This window comes from Mangrovimonas sp. ST2L15, from assembly GCF_001280515.1.
Taxonomy (GTDB): Bacteria; Bacteroidota; Bacteroidia; order Flavobacteriales; family Flavobacteriaceae; genus Mangrovimonas; species Mangrovimonas futianensis.
Window position 1 is genome coordinate 959,587 of record NZ_LBIQ01000030.1, and the last position, 17,820, is coordinate 977,406.

Here is a 17,820-nt window from a genome sequence, read left to right on the forward strand (position 1 = left end):
TCCGAGTTGAGGAAAACCTTGTAGTAAATAAAATAGAAGGCCGCAAGAACTAGCCCTATTTTTACAAGCACAAAAAAGAATTGTTTAGTTTTGTATGGATTGGATTCAGTCACATTTTAAGCCGTCAACGAATACAAATTAAATTGAATAACACATGAGCACCAAATTTACTTTTCCAAAAACCCTACTTATCCTTGGTATTCTAATTTTGAGCACTCAAGGTTTTTCACAAATGGAGGCGGCCAAATGGAAGGCGCAACTGTCATTAGGAATCAATCACCCTGACGGATCTGGTTATCCTAGACCCTTTTATGCAAAGGACATCAATTTTCCAACGGTAAACTTGGGGGTTCAACATATGTTTAAAGAACGCTTAGGAGCTAAATTGGACTTTGGATTTAATCGTTTTTCTAGTTTAAATGACACACCGGAGTTTAAAACCAACTATACCAGAATCAATGCCCAAATCGTTTATGATGCCTCCTCTTGGATGAGACCCATCTCTTATAGAATGGGACTGGTGGGTCATGCAGGCCCCGGTTATTCTATAATTAAACCATTGGGAATTTACAGAGACAACACTAATTCTTATTTAAATGCCATGGCAGGTATTGAAGTGCATTATGGAATTACAAGATCACTATCAGTATTTGCTGATACGTCCTTCATTTATGGGTTTGCCAAAGATTTCGATCCTATTACAGATGGTTATGGCTCTTTCAATGGCAATTTATGGACTTTTACGGTAGGTGTTTCTGTATCATTAAGTGGATGTTATTATTGTGATTAATGGCTAAAGAAAAAATCATATTGGGTATTGATCCCGGAACAACGATTATGGGGTTTGGTTTGATAAAGGCGGAAGGGAAATCCATGAGGTTTTTACAACTTAATGAACTCGACCTTAAGAAATACACGGATCATTACCTGAAACTGAAGAAGATTTTTGAAAGAACCATAGAATTGATTGATACCTACCATCCAGACGAAATTGCAATTGAAGCACCTTTCTTTGGTAAGAATGTGCAGAGTATGCTTAAATTAGGACGGGCTCAAGGAGTGGCTATGGCTGCTGGGTTGTCTAGAGAAGTTCCTATCACTGAATACTCCCCCAAAAAAATTAAGATGGCCATCACAGGTAATGGAAATGCGAGCAAGGAACAAGTAGCCAAAATGCTCCAAAGTACCTTAGGCTTGAAAGAATTGCCAAAGAATTTGGATGCTACCGATGGTTTGGCCGCAGCGGTTTGCCATTTTTACAATGAAGGTCGGGTAGAGGTAGGAAAAAGTTATTCTGGATGGGCTAGTTTTGTCAAGCAAAACGAAAGTCGTGTAAAGAAATAATTATTCACTGTTAATTGTACATTGATATATGGCTGGAATCTACATCCATATTCCTTTTTGTAAACAAGCCTGTCATTATTGTGACTTTCATTTTTCAACTTCTATAAAAAAGAAAGATGAACTTGTTCAAGCTCTAATGGAAGAGTTGGTTTTAAGAAAGGACGAATTAAAAAACCAAGCCATTGAAACCATTTACTTTGGCGGCGGAACTCCAAGTCTGCTCAATTTGGAGGAGTTAGAGCATATTCTAAATACCATCAACAAGCATTTTGAGGTGATGGAAACACCTGAAATCACTTTGGAAGCCAATCCAGATGATTTGACTCCAGTCAAAATAAAACAATTGGCCAGTTCACCCATTAATCGATTGAGTATTGGGGTGCAATCCTTTTTTGAAGATGATTTAAGGACGATGAATCGAGCTCATAACTCAAGTGAAGCCAAACAGTGTTTGGAATTGGCCGTTAAACATTTTGATAATATTACCGTCGATTTAATTTACGGTATACCCAATATGTCCATAGATAAATGGAAAGCCAATTTACAGACGGTATTTGACTTGGGAATTCCCCATATTTCCAGTTATGCCCTTACTGTGGAGCCTAAAACGGCATTGGCCAGTTTTATTAAACAAGGCAAATATCCGCCAGTAGATGAAAATCTATCCAAAGAGCATTTTGATATCTTGATTGAGGAAACTGTTCGACAAGGCTATGTGCAGTATGAAATTTCAAACTTTGGAAAGCAAGGGTATTTCTCCAAACACAATACCTCCTATTGGCAAGGGAAACACTATTTGGGCATAGGACCTTCGGCACATTCCTTTAATGGACAACAACGCAGTTGGAATATCCCTAACAATACCAAATACATTCAAGGCATTCAGAAAAAGGAATTGCCATCGCAGATAGAGGATTTAACCATTCAGGACCAATATAATGAATATGTAATGACTGGACTTCGCACCATTTGGGGTGTTTCTATCAAACAAGTTGAAGAAGATTTTGGATTGGAGTTTAAGAATTATTTACTCAAACATGTTGAGAAATTTATTGAGCAGGGGGTGCTGGTTCTAACGGATGCAGATTCAGGTGCTCCCATTTTAAAAACGACGGAAAAGGGGAAATTTTTAGCCGACGGATTGGCGTCTGAGCTTTTTTGGATTTAGTATCTTTGAGATTATGATTACAACTATTCAATACAATTCAAGAAAATTACAAATAGATTTATCAAAACCAGTAGATCTCTCTATTCCTATTAAGGCAATAAAAGATACCGTAAATGCTTGGTATGTTGAGGAACCCAAGATTTCTCCCGTGAAGATGGGGGAGTGGGTTGGTAGTGTAGAGCAAGGTTCGGCAGTAAACTTTAATGATATTTGGTTTAACCCACATGCTCATGGAACGCATACCGAATGTGTAGGGCATATCACAGATGAGGTACATTCTGTAAATCATCATTTAAAAAAATATTTCTTTTTGGCAGAGTTAATTACCGTAGCTCCTGAAAAAATGAATGGCGATTTTGTTATTTCCAAGAAACAAATTCAATTTGCCTTAGGAAATAAAAAACGGGATGCCATTATCATAAGGACTATTCCCAATACTAAAGAAAAATTGACGCAACAATGGTCTAATTCCAATCCACCTTATTTGTTGGCAGAAGCAGTCATTTATTTGCGGGAAAAGGGAATAGAGCATCTTTTGATTGATTTGCCTAGTGTGGATAAGGAAAAAGACGAAGGCCGATTAGAGTCTCATAACGCCTTTTGGAACACTAGTGGAAGAATTAGATACGAAGCAACGATTACAGAGTTGATTTATGTGCCTAATGATGTAAAGGATGGTGAATATTTTTTGAACTTACAAGTAGCCCCAATAGATAATGATGCATCACCAAGTAGACCTATTTTATACCAAGTTTTGGAATCATGAAAGCCATTTTGAAATTAGAAGAATTAGCCATGTTCCTACTGGGAATATTTCTTTTTAGTCAATTGTCTTTTAGTTGGTGGTGGTTTTTGGTCTTTATAATGGCTCCAGACATTGGAATGTTGGGATATTTAAAAAATGAAAAAATAGGAGCGTGGTTTTACAACCTTTTTCATCATAAGGGATTAGCCCTTTTGTTGTATTTGGTGGGTGTTTATAGTTCTAACGAAACCATGCAGTTTGCTGGAATTATTCTATTTGCTCATGCATCTTTTGATAGGTTGCTTGGGTATGGTTTGAAGTATGAACAAGGGTTTAAGTTTACTCATCTAGGTGAAATATAAGAAATATGGAAGCGTTTTTAGGTCTTATAATTGGCATATTGGTTACCATGGCGTTGGTGACCTTGGTCAAGCATGTGAAGTCTAAACAAGTAAGGCATTCTCAATCCATTATCCTTCTGGATAAAATTCAAAAGGTTTGTAAGTTTATTACTGTTGAAGGAGACTTTGCTGAGATTTACCATTATGAAGACGTTAAGGAAAAGTTTCTGAAATTAATTTCAAGTCGGAAAAAGGCATTAGTAGTTATCAACGCTAAGGCTTATGTAGGATTTGATTTTTCTAAAGTAAAATTACGGGCGGATGAGAATAATAAGAAAATCATTCTTCAAGAGTTTCCCCAGCCTGAAGTATTGAGTATTGAGACCAATCTCAACTACTATGATAAAAAGGATGGTATGTTTAATAAATTTGACGCCTCCGATTTAACAGGATTACATAATGATGCCAAACAACATATTCTGGAAAAAGTGCCAGAGAGTGGTTTGTTTGCCATTGCCCAAAAGGAAGCATTGGATGCTATTTTAATGATGGAAACCATGGTGCAAACCATCGGATGGAAGCTGGATTATTCCACCTTGAAAATTGATAAGAAGGACCAGGCCATAATCGATAAACAATCATGAATATAGAAGATTTAAGAGCCTATTGTCTGGGTAAATCCCAGGTAACCGAAGCTTTTCCTTTTGATGAGCATACTTTGGTATTTAAGGTGCTGGGAAAGATTTTTGCTTTTGTTCCGCTAGAAAAGTGGGAAGCTGGTGAACCCACCATTAGTCTGAAGTGTGATCCAGATTACGCTCTAGAGTTAAGAGCTCAGTACTCAGGTATTCAAGGCGCTTTTCATCTTAATAAAACCCATTGGAATTCAGTTGATTTAGGTAATGGTGAGGTTTCCATAGCACTTTTAAAGTCTTTAATCAACCATTCATATGATTTGATTGTAAAAAGTCTTCCTAAGAAACAACAAGATTTAATTTAGTCAATTTAGCAGTGTTTATTGGTTCTTCCATAACCTGATGGAAATTATTTTTGGTCTTGTAAGTTGCTGATTGTTAAAGCAATGTTTTTTTTCGTATCTTTATAAGGAATTTCTTTCACCCCTGTTCTAATTACATAGCGCACTTCCCCAAAAGTAACAAGGATTGTCCCAAATAGAATGTAGTTAATATTATAAACCAATATACTAACTCTAAATTTCTATTATTATGAAAACAATCAACCGTTTTTTAATGGCAATGGCTGTTATGCTCTTTTTTGCCACAAATACTTCTCAAGCCCAAGAAGAAAATACCAGACCCAAATTTATTTCAGTAACAACCATGCATTGGAACATGGGCATGGATCCTGATGACTTTAGTATGGATGAATGGAAAGCTGTAGAAAAGGAATATGTCGATAAGGTCATCAAGAACAACGAGTATGTTATCGGTGTGAGTTATTACACCCATTACATTACACCTTCAAACACCGAAATCCTTTTTGTAAAAACCTATCCGTCTTGGGAGGCCATTGAAAAATCTTTTGAGCGCGAACAAGAGTTGGCAAAAGCCGCTTGGGGTAGTGAAGCGGCCATCGAGAAGTTTTTTAAAAAGAGAAACAATTACTATATGTTAGAGCATTCTGACGAAATTTATGTTCCCATAGACGGTGCTAAATTAATGGATGGAGCGCCTTCAGATGGTATGATACTCTATGTAAGGAAAAATAAACTTTCCAATTATTTAGATGGTACTGAAAAAGAATTCATGGAAGGTCACATGCTACATGCCAATAATATTGTCAATAAAAACGAGTTTGTCAAGGCTTATTATCCGCACATGCATGCCTGGGGGGCAGATAAAAGTGAATTTATAGAGGCTTATTTTATAAGCTCAATGGCCGATTATGAAAAAATGTTTGAAAGAAACGAAGCCTTGGCTAAAGAAAAATGGTCTGAGTCTGAACGTGAATCCATGGGTAAAAAGTACGGTAAGTATTTTACGGGTGAACACGGAGATTATATTTATAAGTACGTAGGAGGTATTACTAACTAAAACCTATTTCTTATTTAGACGAAAAGGGGCAATTTAGCTCCTTTTTTTATTGCACTAATCGAAATCTCAGGGTATTTTTGCATCAAATAAATGTGATTATGAGTATTCGACAAACATTGGAAGAAAGAAGCCAAAATTCGTGTGAATTATGTGGCTCAAAAGAAAAGCTGGAAGTCTATATGATTCCTCCTTCTCTTAATGAAACTGTAGATAATAGTTTGTTGGTATGTGATACTTGTAAGGGGCAGATTGAGGAAACCTCAGACATGGATTCCAATCATTGGCGTTGTTTAAATGATAGTATGTGGAGTGAATTTGTACCTGTTCAAATTATGGCTTGGCGCATGTTGCATCGCATCAAGAAAGAAGGTTGGCCACAAGACTTACTAGATATGATGTATTTGGACGATGAGGCCTTAGCCTTAGCCAAGGCAACAGGTGAAGATAAAGACGAGAGTGAAAAAATAATCCATAGGGATGTGAACGGTGTAATATTGGAAACCGGTGACTCTGTGGTATTGATTAAGGACTTAAAAGTAAAAGGATCTTCTATGGTTGCCAAACAAGGGACCGCCGTAAGAAATATTAGACTGGACCATGAAAATGCCCAATATATAGAGGGTAAAGTAGACGGGCAACAAATCGTTATTGTCACCGAATACGTCAAAAAGGTGTAGGTTTTAGACTAATAAAAAAGTAGGTCGTCGGAGTATTTGGTAATCCAAATAATTTAATCTAAATGGGTGGTTTTTAATCGAATTAATTCAGGTTCGAAAGAAAAAAAGTCTATCTTAGCTGTCCCTTTTCCTGATTAATGGCATAAAGTATTAAGCAATTAAAATTTATGTTATTATGAACCTCATTATCAAGCAAAAAGAAAATCATTTTGAACTTTCAGGGTTTTTAACCCGACAAAACCTGCCTCGTTTTCAGAGGAGATTCCAAGACATTTTTCAAAAGCATTCCGAAGTAAAGGTAAACATTGAAGGCCTTAGAAGTATTGACCGCTTTGGTGTCATGGCTCTGGCTAGATTGCATAACCATGCTTTAATGCAAGAAAAAGCATTTTCCATTATAGGTTACGGTAGTAAGGAACTCTATGAAGAGTTTCAAACCGAGGATGTACTGGTGGCTTAATTAGCAGGAAAGATCTGCTATGATGCGCCATTGGCCGTTTATCTTTTTAAAGATGATCAAAAACACGCCATCGGCATTGCCTATGTCTCGTTTTAGGTGAAACTCACCCATAACATAATAACTTTCGTTTTCTATGGGTGATATACTTTTGATGACAAAATGAAGGATCCCACTTTCTTTGGAAGTGGGATATCCTTTTTTATAATTATCTAATGTTTTTTGCCAACCGCTTGCAATACCTTGACTTCCGAAGAATTTTAAGGAATCACTTTTCCAATAGCCTTCCATAAACCCTTCCAGATCGTGCTGGTTCCAAGCCTTTTCCTGTTCCTTCATAACAGCCAAAATGGCTTCTTGGTCTGAATTATAGTTGGTGGTTTGTGCCAAACCCAGTTGGCAGGTAAGCAGTAGTACTAATGCAAAAAAAATAGGCTTCATAACGTGGTGTTTATAAAGCCTAATGTAATGATAATTGCTTAAAGCGCTTTCTTTTGATGTTTAAAAAAGGCATCGGCCTGCAATTGCATAAGCTCTCGGGCCTTTTTCTTTTTGTAAGCATACAATTCCTCTTCGTCTGCAATGTCGTTGTAAATCTTGTTGTTTAGAGTTCTATCTGTTTCCAGTAGAACCTTACGTTCGTTAACTTTTTGTTCTACCCAAGTTTTTACAGCTGTTTCGGCATCTTCCAGTTTGAAGTCATATTCCCCTTTTGGAGAAAGTAACTTGGCGATGATAGGAGAAGTTTCAATAGCTAAGAACAAAAGAAATATAAAAAACGACGGCAGCCATGGTAATGAATCCAAGGCATTGACACGGGCCATCAAACCGTCAAAACCATCTATAATGGGTTGGGTATTGGTAACCTGCTGGTCATATTGCGCCTTTAACTGAGAGATTTGTGTCTCGGTTTCTGCTATTTTTTGTTTGTTTTCTGTTTTTAATTGCTGCAGTTCGGCAAGGGCAGCATCGTGTTTATCGCGTTTTTCTTGATACACCGGGCCTTTTCCCAATTTCATGGTGCCAGAGGTGCCTTCGGCCTCAGTGATGTAGGTATTATAAAGGGTGTTTACCTCGGTTTCCTTGACATCTATTTGCTTTTGTAGACTGATGAGGTCATTTTCTAAAGCTGTTATCTCAGGATTGTATTGTTCGGCTATTTGGTTTTGATTGGCTAGGGTGAGCTCGTTTTTTTGTTCCAATAGCACTTGGTCAATTTCCTTTTCAAAGATTTTAAGTTCCAGAGGTTTTGAGATGACCACTGCAATGATAACTGCCAGAATGATACGTGGGGTAGCTTGAATGATTTCATCCAGCACCTGATTTCTTTTTTTGATGGTAGAAACTATAAACCTATCGAGGTTAAAGATGAGCAGTCCCCAAATAAATCCAAAAAAGATGGCTGCCAAGAGATTGTCAAAAACTGTGTAAAGAGCATAGCCAGAAGCAATAAAGGCCATTAATGCCGTAAAAAAGACCGTGCCGCCTATACCAGCATATTTGTTCTGCTCACCATTTGAGCATTGATCCAGAATGTCTGTATCTGCGCCACTGCAGAGAATAAAAAATTGTTTAATCATAACTGTTCGTTTTGTGGTTGATTGATAGGGTATTAGAACGTGAAAAATATGGAATTGTTACATAATGTTGATAAATTAAATGTAAAGACACTTGTTTGAAAATAGAAGACGTAGGAAATTGTTTTCAATAGTAAATTGAAATCCGTAGTTTCGTTCCTACTTGAATTATAATCTTATATGAACCTTAATTTTGTAAAAACCTGCTTTTCCATTTTTTTAATTGGCTTTATAATTTCCTGCGGAACTTCTAGAAAAACAATGTTGATGGAAAACAGCAGTAATCGAGTCAAGGATAGTTTGGCTTTTGAACTTTGCAAAATGTATGGGCTTGATCAAGGGGTAAGGGAGTCAAGTGGTTTTCAAGGCAAATGGAACTTTATATTTTCGGTTGATTCTCTAAATTTTGACAGGGCTATGACCTTTATCAAAAAATATGGTTATCCCACTGAAAGTCTTGTGGGGAGTGATAATTATAAAATAGAATGTGTTTCTAGTTCGTTTTTTGCCATTTTATTGCATAACCCACATCGCATAGTTAATGAAAGGGAACATTATAAAACCTTGCTGAATGAGGTGCATGAAAAAAGATTGTCTCCTTCAGAGTTTGCTAATATTATTGATAAATACTACTGGATTAAAAGAGGCAATAATAAAAGGGTTTTAGTGGGATCTGACTTCGGGAAACCTTGTTTGGAAACCAAAGAAGAAACTAATCAAATTAGAAAAGAAATCGGTTTGCCGTTACTCCAGGATTCTGAATTTATAAATTGTCCTGAGAAAATGTAATATTTAAAAGTAGATTCAGCTTTTCTATATGAACTAGTTTTTAAATAGTTATTAAAATGAGTTATAAAATAATCATAGGGTTTATCTCATTTCTTATTAGTTTAGGATCTGTTTTATTAATCAAGCCAAACATAGAGGGCTATCTGAAATCAATTGGAGTAGTTTATTTGGTATGTGTCTTGTTTACTGGAATTGGTTTGGTCGTTATTTGCCAATTCATAACTAAATACATTTGGCGAATCAAGAACCTATAAGAACCGTTTAATTATTTGGGATATCTGTGAAAGTTAAAATTGAAATTGTGTCCCATTGTTTCATCCATAAATAATATTAGTCGAAATGAGAAACATCTTTTTTATAATCATGGTTTGCTTTGCTTGGGGAGTGCGGTCTCAAGATAAAACCATGGATAACGGTATCCATGTCCTATTTATAGGAAATAGTTTGACCTATTTTTACGATATGCCGCAAACACTTCAAATGATGCTTAACGAAACGCATCCCAATATTAAAATTCACCAAAGCACGTTTCCTGGCCAATCTCTATCAGGTCATTTATCGGATATCATAACTTCAAGGACAGAAAACGGAATCAGTACTCGGAAAAAAGTAGAAGGGGAACAAACGGAAACCGAACTCAAGCTGGCTGAAAGACCTTGGGATGTTGTGGTATTACAATCAGGAACGGTTTCTTTTTTGATTCCAGAGGTCCGGGAGTTTAAAATAAATACGGCTATTACTGAGATTAAGGATAAAGTAGGGAACCCAAATTGTAAGTTTATACTCTTCGGTACATGGCCCTCCAAAGAAGGATATCCAAAGGAATATTGTTATCCATCTAGAATCGTGGATCCATCTATAGAAAAAGAAAAATGTTGTTCCCCAATTCTGGAAAGTTTGGAACAAGAAATAAAAACCATCGATAAATCCTACGAGTTGGTGGCTCAGGAAAATGATTTATTAAAATCGAACAACGGTGAAAAGTACTTTGAGGTTCTCACTCAATTTCCGGAATTAGAACTTTATGATGATGATATTCATCCAAATAAGAACGGTGCCTTTTTAAATGCCTGTATCTTTTACCAATTGCTCACAAACAAAAAAGCAACTGATTTAAAATACATTGGGGATATCGAACCGGAAACGGCCAAACTTTTAAAGCAAATTGCTGGATAAGAGGCTGCTTTGACAACAAATACCCTTAAACAAAAAGCCTCGATATGTTCGAGGCTTTTTATCATTTATTTTTTTGACCAGAACTTGACGGTTCCTTTGTGGTCGTTAATGTTCGTGTTGATGTTAATATTTGGTTCCTTTTTAACGATTTTTAAAATCTCGTTATAAGTTACTTTCTTGTCATTGTAATAGTAGGTGATATCATCATTTTTATGACTCCTTACAAAGTCGTAAGCAGATTTAGGAGTGTTAGCATCTAACTTGTCAACAGGAACTTCAATCACTTCAATAACCTCTGGTGCTTCTGGAGCAGGAGGTGGCGGTGGTGGCGGTACGGGTGTTAATTTTTCTTTAGAAGCCAGTTCGTAATAAGCTTTATAAAGCTTCATGACATCAGTGTATTGATTCTTTAAATCTTCTTGCGAGCCCTTGTTGTTTTTTATATAAGCACTCACCGCTTTGCTATAGGCTTCAGTCTCTTTGGTGTAATGCTTATAGAGTTTTTGTAGCTCTGGAGACATGCTTCCCATTTCTACTGGAGGAGTAGGAGGTGGCGGTGGTGGTGGCGGAATGTTAGGAAAGGGCTCTGCATGGGCTTTCTGTTCTTTAGTCATCAAGCCGTATAAGTATTCCAAGCGTTCAACCTCTTTTTTCAGGAACCTTTGCTCTTCTTTGGGTTGTGAATTATACTTTTTGGCCAACTTATTGTACTCGGCTATTTGTGCTTTAGAGGCACCTTCTTGGAGCTCAACTTTTTCCGGAGCGCTATTTAAGTTTTTAGGATCATTCTGACTCACTATCGCAAAAGGTTTATTTCCTTTTTCTCGAATGATTTGCTGATTGTAAGTGACAATACGATGAAAGCCATAAGGGGTGAAGGAGTTAAAAATAAACCATACATCTTCATCCGACACTGGTTTGCCATCATTTACGTGAACATTGATAATTTGGTTACGTATTTCAGGAGTTATATCCTGATGTAATTGATTAAGCACTGAAGCAAATGTGCCTTTAGTGGCATTGATGCCATCTATTTGATACGTTCCTTGGTTCAATACTTCCACTTTAATACTTCGAGCGGTGTGATTGGTTTCAGAAAGTTCATAGTTTAAACCAGTTTCAACAATTTTGTTGGTGCTAAAACTGTAAATTAATAGGGCTAGTAATGGCAGTAATACCAAACTTTTAAGCCATTTGACCTGTTTTGAGGTGTGTGTTTTCATAACTGTAAGTCGTTTTTTGATTAATGAATAATTGATGGATGATACCAGTTGGTTATGTGATGATGATATGGAATAGTCCAACAGTATGTTTTGATAGTTTTTGGTTTCAAAGCCATGTGACAATACCGCTTGGTCTGCTAAAAACTCATGATTTAGTTTGATGTCCTTTTTGATTAAATAAATCAACGGATGAAACCAAAGAAAGATTTGCATCACTTCTATAAGTAGGATGTCTAACGTATGTTTTTGCTCCACATGGATCTGTTCATGGAGCAGTATTTCGTCTGGAATGTTTTTGGAGTCAAATTGGCTTTTTTCAACAAAAACATATTTTAAAAAGGTATGGGGAACAATGCTTTCAAGTATCAAAACCTGAATGTATGCTACGCGGGGGATTTTCTGGTTCCGTTTGATTTTTAAGTGCAGACTCCAAAGATTTTTGATAAAACGTAGTCCGAAGAACAATACTCCAGAACCGTATATAACTCCTAAGTACAAAGACCAATTGAAGGATTCCTCTGTAGGCATGTCTTCCATGGGAAGAAGTGTGGGATCAAATGGAACACCTTCTGGTTCTGCAGGGATTTCCACATAAGTGGTCCAGGTAACTAACGGAATTAGGAAAGCCGCTATTAAACTGCCTAATAGGTAAAAGCGTTTGAATTGGTGTATGCTTTCACGTTCTAAAAACAGCTTGTAAAATAGCATCAATACCAATAAGCAACCTGATGATTTCAATAAATAGATCAGCATCTTATTTCTTTTTTATCTCGTTATCGATAAGCGCTTTTAAATCTTCTAATTCTTCCTTTGTCAAATTGGTTTCTTTGGTGAAAAAGGAAGCAAACTGACTGGCGCTGTCGTTAAAAAAGTTTTTGATGAGTCCGTTGACTTGTTTAGAGAAATAGTCTTTCTTTTTTACAAGTGGATAATATTCTCTGGACTTCCCATAAACTTTGTAATCTATAAACCCTTTGTCCTTAATACGCTTTAAAAGCGTAGCCAAAGTGGTTGGAGCTGGCTTGGGATCGTCATAAGAATCCAACAAATCTTTCATGAAGGCCTTTTCCAGTTTCCATAAATGATTCATAAGTTCTTCTTCTGAATTTGATAGCTGCATTTCTACAAGATTAGAGTTAACTCTACAAATGTAGAATAAATATTTAATTCTACAAGTATAGAAGTAAATTATTTTGATAAAAAAAAGCCGCTTTCAAGAAGCGGCTATGGATTTATTTGGATAATTCGGTGAAATATTGATAGAACCATGGAATGGTCTCGATACCTTTAAGATAGTTCCAAAGCCCGAAATGTTCGTTAGGGGAGTGGATGGCATCGCTATCCAGTCCGAAGCCCATTAAAATGGTCTTACTTTTTAATTGCTCTTCAAACAAAGCAACAATAGGGATGCTTCCGCCGCTTCTTTGCGGAATTGGGGTTTTTCCAAAAGTCTCATGGTATGCTTTGCTCGCTGCCTGATAGCCAATACTGTCTATTGGTGTCACATAGCCTTGACCTCCGTGATGGGGTTTTACTTTTACTCTCACCCCCTGAGGAGCAATGCTCTCGAAATGTTTAGTGAATAAGTCGGTAATCTCATGCCAATCTTGATGAGGCACCAATCTCATGGAAATTTTTGCGTACGCTTTACTTGGTAATACGGTTTTGGCACCTTCACCGATGTAACCGCCCCAAATACCATTTACATCCAAAGTGGGTCTGATAGAGTTTCTCTCATTCGTAGTGAAACCTTCTTCACCATACACTGAATCAATATCAATAGATTTTTTGTAGGCCTCCAAAGAAAAAGGTGCCTTGGCCATTTCGGCACGTTCTTCAGTACTTAATTCTTCGACCTTATCATAAAATCCTGGGATGGTAATGTGGTTGTTTTCATCATGAAGGGACGCAATCATTTTGGATAAAACATTGATGGGATTGGCCACAGCCCCACCATACAGTCCAGAATGCAAATCCCTATTAGGACCAGTAACTTCCACTTCCACATAACTCAAACCTCTTAAACCTGTAGTGATGGAAGGCACATCTTTGGCAATCATTCCCGTATCAGAAATAAGAATCACATCATTGGCCAATTTTTCCAAGTTTCTGGGTACAAACCAAGCCAAATTTTCAGATCCAACTTCTTCTTCACCTTCAATCATAAATTTCACATTGCATGGTAGTTGGTCTGTTTTGGTCATGAATTCCAAAGCTTTAACATGCATATACATTTGTCCTTTGTCATCACAAGCGCCTCTGGCAAAAATGGCGCCTTCAGGATGTAAATCCGTTTTTTTTATAACCGGGTCAAATGGGGGCGACGTCCATAAATCAATGGGATCGGCGGGTTGTACATCATAGTGTCCATAAACCAAAACTGTCGGTAAATTTTTGTCGATTATTTTCTCACCATAGACAATTGGGTTTCCAGGCGTTTCACATATTTCTGCAAGATCACAACCGGCATCCAATAAGCTTTTCTTAACGGCTTCAGCCGTATTTAAAACATCTTTTTTATAGGCTGAATCAGCACTGATAGAAGGCATTTTAAGCAAATCAACCAATTCGGAAATAAATCTGTTTTGATGGGTTTCTATATAATTTGAAATGTCTTTCATGGGTGTTTTTATATTTCTTCAAAGGTACGAAAAAGGGGATGATTAAATTTTTATTTGGAATGCTTGGAATTTAAAAGGAATGTGTATATTTGCATCCCGATATTTATCGGAGTTTAATGATTGCGGGCGTGGTGGAATTGGTAGACACGCTAGACTTAGGATCTAGTGCCGCGAGGTGTGAGAGTTCGAGTCTCTCCGCCCGCACGAAAAGTAAAGCTTCTTGGAAACAAGAGGCTTTTTTTATTTAAAGAATTTTAGAATATTGGAAATAATGGGAGACGAGAAGTTTATGCTGAGCGTAGCCGGAAAGAATATCTTTGTTAGAACAAAAAAACCTTAAAGAGTTCCTTGAAGGTTTTTTTGTGGACTAAAGTTTTATATGGAGTTCTATTAGAAAATCTATTTTTTAACGATTAAAAACTCTGAACGTCTATTTTTGGCATCTTCTTCCTCGGTACAATTGGATTTACAATCAATTTTGGGCTCTGAACTTCCCATACCTTTTGCAGTTAGTCTGTCTTTGCTAATGCCTTTAGAAATCAGATATTGCATGGTGGCTTGTGCTCTTCTTTCAGAAAGTTTTAGGTTATAGTCCTGACTTCCTTGTGTGTCTGTATGTGATCTTACCAAGATTTCCATTGTGGCATGTGTGTTCATAATGGAAACTAGTTTATCAAGTTCTAAAGCACCCTGTGGGGTAATGTTGCTTTTGTTGAATTCAAAGTAAATGTTATTCAATTTGACTTCAGTTTCTGTAATTATTTCATCGAGTGGACTTAGGGCAGCACTTACACTAATCTCGGTTTTTTGGGAAGCTGAAACAGGAACACTTATACTGTTATAGCCTGCTTTGGAAACGGTGATGAAATAATCAACTTCACAACCTACTTGAAAAGCAGTTTGTCCTTTATCGTCAGATGATTGTGTGGCTATTTTATTGTTTTGAGCATCTGAAAGGATTATTTCGGCTCCAGGAATAATGTTATTGGTTTTACTATCAGTAACCAAGGTTGTGATGTCTAATTTGCAAATAGGATTGGCAATGAAAAGGTTGTCTGCCCCATCTCGGTTGGAAGAGAAATAACCTACTTTTTTGGTGTCATTCATACTAAAAGAAAAATCATCATGATTAGTATTGATACCATTTCCTAGGTTTTCTGCTTCATTATCGGCGTTTAGGTCCAACTTGAAAACGTCCAATCCTCCATAGCCTTGTTTGCCATTTGAGGAAAAGTAAAGAATATTGTTCTTGCTGCTAAATGGGAATCCTTCCTTACCAGCTGAATTAACTTTAGGCCCCATGTTTTCTGGTTGTCCATAACTGTTACCATTAACACTTATTTTCCAAATGTCAGTATCACCAATCCCACCAGGCATATTTGAGGCAAAGTATAGTGTTTTACCATCGTGGCTAATACTAGGATGAGTCACGGTATATTCTGTACTATTGATAGGTAGTGCCTCGATATTTTCCCATCGACCATTCACTAAAGTAGCCTTGTAGATACCTTGTTGCGCTAATTTGACACTATTCTTCTTAATTTTTTTATATGATTTCTCGCTGTGACCATCTCTTGAAAAATACATTGTTTTACCATCCGAACTAATGGTTATTGGGCCATCGTGATAAGCTGTATTCAGTTCTTTAACTTCTTGAGGTCTAGATAGGGAGCCATTGTCATTTCTTTTAGAACTAAAAATGTCTAAATAAGGGGTTTTTGTTCCTTTGTCTTCTTTGCTAGTCTCTTTTCTTGTACTTACAAAATAAAGGATATTGTCGTTTGATAAAACGGCACCAAAATCACTTTCTTTAGAATCACTGATTTTGCATTTTTCTACCGTAAATGATTTGTCTTTGTCTGCCAATTGGGGAACGTAATCTGGATTTGCTAAATAGGCCTTTGCTCTTTGATCATCAGGTTTTAACTCAGAAAACCTATCCATTTGCTTTTTGGATGCTTCATAATTCCCTTCAGACTTAAGAATTTGGGCATATCGGTAGTAGGTTTCGGCGTCCTGTTGACTTTTTACAGCTTTGGCGTACCATTTTGAGGCTTCCTTGGTATTGTAAATATTATAATAACTATCACCTAATTGTTTATAAACATAGCCGTTGGCCTTTCGGTCATTAACAAGTTCTAAATAGGCTTCAATGGCATCCACATACTGATAGCCATCATAAAGTTTATCGGCTTTTTCTGTTAATTCATTTTGACCGAAACCTGTTGTAATACTTAATGATAAAATTAGAATACTAAATATTTTCCTCATGCTTTAAGTTGTTTTAGTTAGAAATCTCTAAGAGATTGATACTTTCTGCGCGAAATTTAAGGCAAATTATTACAGTATTTCATAAGATTCTGATGTTTTTGCATTTTAAAAAGTAGTAATTGCTTTAAATTTTGGTCAATGGTGACCTTAAAGGGAAGAGGAGAGTTCGGTTGGGCAAATAATGGTGACAATATGAATGACGACAGAAGCCTGTTTTGATAAGTGTCACCCTTGATTAGGGATGCCGATTGAAGAGTGTTTTGCTTTTTTGTTTCATCGCTTTTTTAAGACCTGTTCTTTTTCATCTTATTTCCGATTAATGCGAGTCCTTTGATACTGTGAAATCTTAGTTTTTCTTTGTGTAATGTCCAGCCGCCAAAGGCTCCCAAAATACTACCTATGCAGATTTCAGTAAATCTTAGGGTAATCAGTTCATCGGGATTATGAAACAGAGGATGGGCCGCTTCAGAGAGTAAAATGGTTAATGGAGTGATAAAAACCACGGCCCACGCATAGTGTCTTACAACCAGAATTTCAATAATAAATTGCAAGATAATTATGGTAATAGCTATGCTAAAAGGAGATTCTACAATTCCTAGAATAAACCAACACAGTCCAAGGCCAATAAAGGTTCCCGTTATTCTGTAGAAGGATCGTTGCCAAATATGGTACAAAGAAGCTCCTTGCATAACGGCCGCACAGGATATGGGAATCCAATAGGGATTATCTAATTTCATGAGGTGACCTAAAGCCAAAGCCACACACATAAAGCAGCCGGTAATAATTGCTTCCCAGTAATCGGCATATTTTCTGAAATCTTTATTAGCAGCCTCAGATTCTGATTTATTCGTTTCAGATGACGGAAACAAGAAAATATAGATGAGTCCGAGAATACAAGAAAATATAGTTCCTAGACTAACCATTCCTATTTTTATGGGAATGGATGATAGGTCAAAAGGCATACAAATGGCCATGGAAGCTACCATGATAAAAAAGAAACTTCTTGGTGGGGAGGCCTTGTAGTATAATGCTACCCAGTGAGCCAAGAAAGAAAATATGCCAAAGCTGAAAATCGCAACCAATGGATGAAAACTAAAAATAAGTCCGAAGGAAAAGGATACCATAAATCCAAACGAACAAATCAATAGTGTAAGAATCCGATGGGTTTTAGAGCCGCTACCTGGAAGGTAAAGGATCACCAATGCACTTAAACTAGCCAAAAGGGCTTGTTGCAAATTATTAAAATAGATGCCCAAAAGCAAAGGCGTTCCCACGCAAATAGCAGCCAAAAGAGCCAAATGCCATTTTCTGGAATTTTTCCTAAAGGTGAACAGAAGCCGAAGCTCAGTGGAAATCGTTTGTGATGCTTTCATGGTT

General features: G+C 36.9%; 20 protein-coding genes and 1 tRNA gene. 14 read left to right on the forward strand and 7 right to left on the reverse strand.

Features of this window, described 5'->3' with window-relative positions; translation table 11 throughout:
- Positions 1–154: 154 nt before the first annotated feature.
- From ZA07_RS08145 to ZA07_RS08190, 10 genes are all read left to right on the forward strand, one after another.
- The gene (locus ZA07_RS08145; RefSeq protein ID WP_053971207.1) at positions 155–790 is read left to right on the forward strand and encodes an outer membrane beta-barrel protein; all 636 of its coding nucleotides are present in this window, start codon (positions 155–157) and stop codon (positions 788–790) included.
- On the forward strand, positions 790–1,344 hold the full coding sequence (ruvC, locus tag ZA07_RS08150; protein WP_053971208.1) for a crossover junction endodeoxyribonuclease RuvC: 555 nt from the start codon (positions 790–792) through the stop codon (positions 1,342–1,344). The genes ZA07_RS08145 and ruvC overlap by 1 nt, the downstream gene beginning before the upstream one ends.
- Before the next feature lie 28 nt (positions 1,345–1,372).
- A complete protein-coding gene (gene hemW / locus ZA07_RS08155) occupies positions 1,373–2,512 on the forward strand; it encodes a radical SAM family heme chaperone HemW (protein ID WP_053971209.1) in 1,140 nt (379 codons plus the stop codon).
- Positions 2,513–2,525: 13 nt separating this feature from the next.
- Positions 2,526–3,278: a cyclase family protein gene (locus tag ZA07_RS08160; protein ID WP_053971210.1), complete on the forward strand. Its 753-nt coding sequence runs from the start codon at positions 2,526–2,528 to the stop codon at positions 3,276–3,278.
- Positions 3,275–3,619, forward strand: coding sequence for a DUF4260 domain-containing protein (locus tag ZA07_RS08165; protein ID WP_053971211.1), 345 nt, complete (start codon positions 3,275–3,277; stop codon positions 3,617–3,619). The genes ZA07_RS08160 and ZA07_RS08165 overlap by 4 nt, the downstream gene beginning before the upstream one ends.
- Positions 3,620–3,624: 5 nt before the next feature.
- Positions 3,625–4,242 (forward strand): DUF4230 domain-containing protein, encoded by a 618-nt coding sequence (locus tag ZA07_RS08170; RefSeq protein ID WP_053971212.1) that lies wholly within the window; start codon positions 3,625–3,627, stop codon positions 4,240–4,242.
- Positions 4,239–4,598, forward strand: coding sequence for an MmcQ/YjbR family DNA-binding protein (locus ZA07_RS08175; RefSeq protein WP_053971213.1), 360 nt, complete (start codon positions 4,239–4,241; stop codon positions 4,596–4,598). The genes ZA07_RS08170 and ZA07_RS08175 overlap by 4 nt, the downstream gene beginning before the upstream one ends.
- Positions 4,599–4,824: 226 nt before the next feature.
- Positions 4,825–5,652, forward strand: a complete 828-nt coding sequence (locus tag ZA07_RS08180) for a hypothetical protein (RefSeq protein WP_157492097.1) — start codon at positions 4,825–4,827, stop codon at positions 5,650–5,652.
- A 98-nt stretch (positions 5,653–5,750) separates the two neighbouring features.
- Entirely contained in the window at positions 5,751–6,329 is a 579-nt protein-coding gene (locus ZA07_RS08185; RefSeq protein WP_053971215.1) for an alkylphosphonate utilization protein, read from the forward strand.
- 175 nt (positions 6,330–6,504) lie between these two features.
- Positions 6,505–6,789 (forward strand): STAS domain-containing protein, encoded by a 285-nt coding sequence (locus ZA07_RS08190; RefSeq protein ID WP_082316546.1) that lies wholly within the window; start codon positions 6,505–6,507, stop codon positions 6,787–6,789.
- Here the strand turns inward: ZA07_RS08190 and ZA07_RS08195 are convergent, their stop codons facing one another.
- Complete coding sequence (locus tag ZA07_RS08195) at positions 6,790–7,227, reverse strand: DUF4440 domain-containing protein (protein ID WP_053971216.1); 438 nt, start codon at positions 7,225–7,227, stop codon at positions 6,790–6,792.
- A 38-nt stretch (positions 7,228–7,265) separates the two neighbouring features.
- Positions 7,266–8,366: a DUF4407 domain-containing protein gene (locus ZA07_RS08200; RefSeq protein ID WP_053971217.1), complete on the reverse strand. Its 1,101-nt coding sequence runs from the start codon at positions 8,364–8,366 to the stop codon at positions 7,266–7,268.
- A gap of 264 nt (positions 8,367–8,630) precedes the next feature.
- On the opposite strand from ZA07_RS08200, the gene ZA07_RS08205 reads away from it, so the two are divergent.
- From ZA07_RS08205 to ZA07_RS08210, 3 genes are all read left to right on the forward strand, one after another.
- Positions 8,631–9,152, forward strand: a complete 522-nt coding sequence (locus ZA07_RS08205; RefSeq protein WP_157492098.1) for a hypothetical protein — start codon at positions 8,631–8,633, stop codon at positions 9,150–9,152.
- 56 nt (positions 9,153–9,208) lie between these two features.
- Positions 9,209–9,406, forward strand: a complete 198-nt coding sequence (locus ZA07_RS16010) for a hypothetical protein (RefSeq protein ID WP_157492099.1) — start codon at positions 9,209–9,211, stop codon at positions 9,404–9,406.
- A gap of 85 nt (positions 9,407–9,491) precedes the next feature.
- On the forward strand, positions 9,492–10,328 hold the full coding sequence (locus tag ZA07_RS08210; protein WP_053971219.1) for a hypothetical protein: 837 nt from the start codon (positions 9,492–9,494) through the stop codon (positions 10,326–10,328).
- Positions 10,329–10,393: 65 nt separating this feature from the next.
- Here ZA07_RS08210 and ZA07_RS08215 read toward each other — a convergent pair whose 3' ends face one another.
- The 3 genes from ZA07_RS08215 to ZA07_RS08225 form a co-directional block, all read right to left on the reverse strand.
- Positions 10,394–12,304, reverse strand: coding sequence for a M56 family metallopeptidase (locus tag ZA07_RS08215; protein ID WP_082316547.1), 1,911 nt, complete (start codon positions 12,302–12,304; stop codon positions 10,394–10,396).
- Position 12,305: 1 nt separating this feature from the next.
- Positions 12,306–12,671: a BlaI/MecI/CopY family transcriptional regulator gene (locus tag ZA07_RS08220; protein ID WP_053971221.1), complete on the reverse strand. Its 366-nt coding sequence runs from the start codon at positions 12,669–12,671 to the stop codon at positions 12,306–12,308.
- 112 nt (positions 12,672–12,783) lie between these two features.
- The gene (locus ZA07_RS08225; RefSeq protein ID WP_053971222.1) at positions 12,784–14,172 is read right to left on the reverse strand and encodes a dipeptidase; all 1,389 of its coding nucleotides are present in this window, start codon (positions 14,170–14,172) and stop codon (positions 12,784–12,786) included.
- A gap of 122 nt (positions 14,173–14,294) precedes the next feature.
- Here ZA07_RS08225 and ZA07_RS08230 point away from each other — a divergent pair.
- Positions 14,295–14,376: transfer RNA gene (locus ZA07_RS08230), tRNA-Leu, on the forward strand.
- 195 nt (positions 14,377–14,571) lie between these two features.
- On the opposite strand, the gene ZA07_RS08235 is transcribed toward ZA07_RS08230, so the two are convergent.
- Positions 14,572–16,443 (reverse strand): OmpA family protein, encoded by a 1,872-nt coding sequence (locus ZA07_RS08235; RefSeq protein ID WP_053971223.1) that lies wholly within the window; start codon positions 16,441–16,443, stop codon positions 14,572–14,574.
- Between the two features lie 284 nt (positions 16,444–16,727).
- A complete protein-coding gene (locus tag ZA07_RS08240; RefSeq protein WP_053971224.1) occupies positions 16,728–17,816 on the reverse strand; it encodes an FUSC family protein in 1,089 nt (362 codons plus the stop codon).
- Between the last annotated feature and the right edge of the window lie 4 nt (positions 17,817–17,820).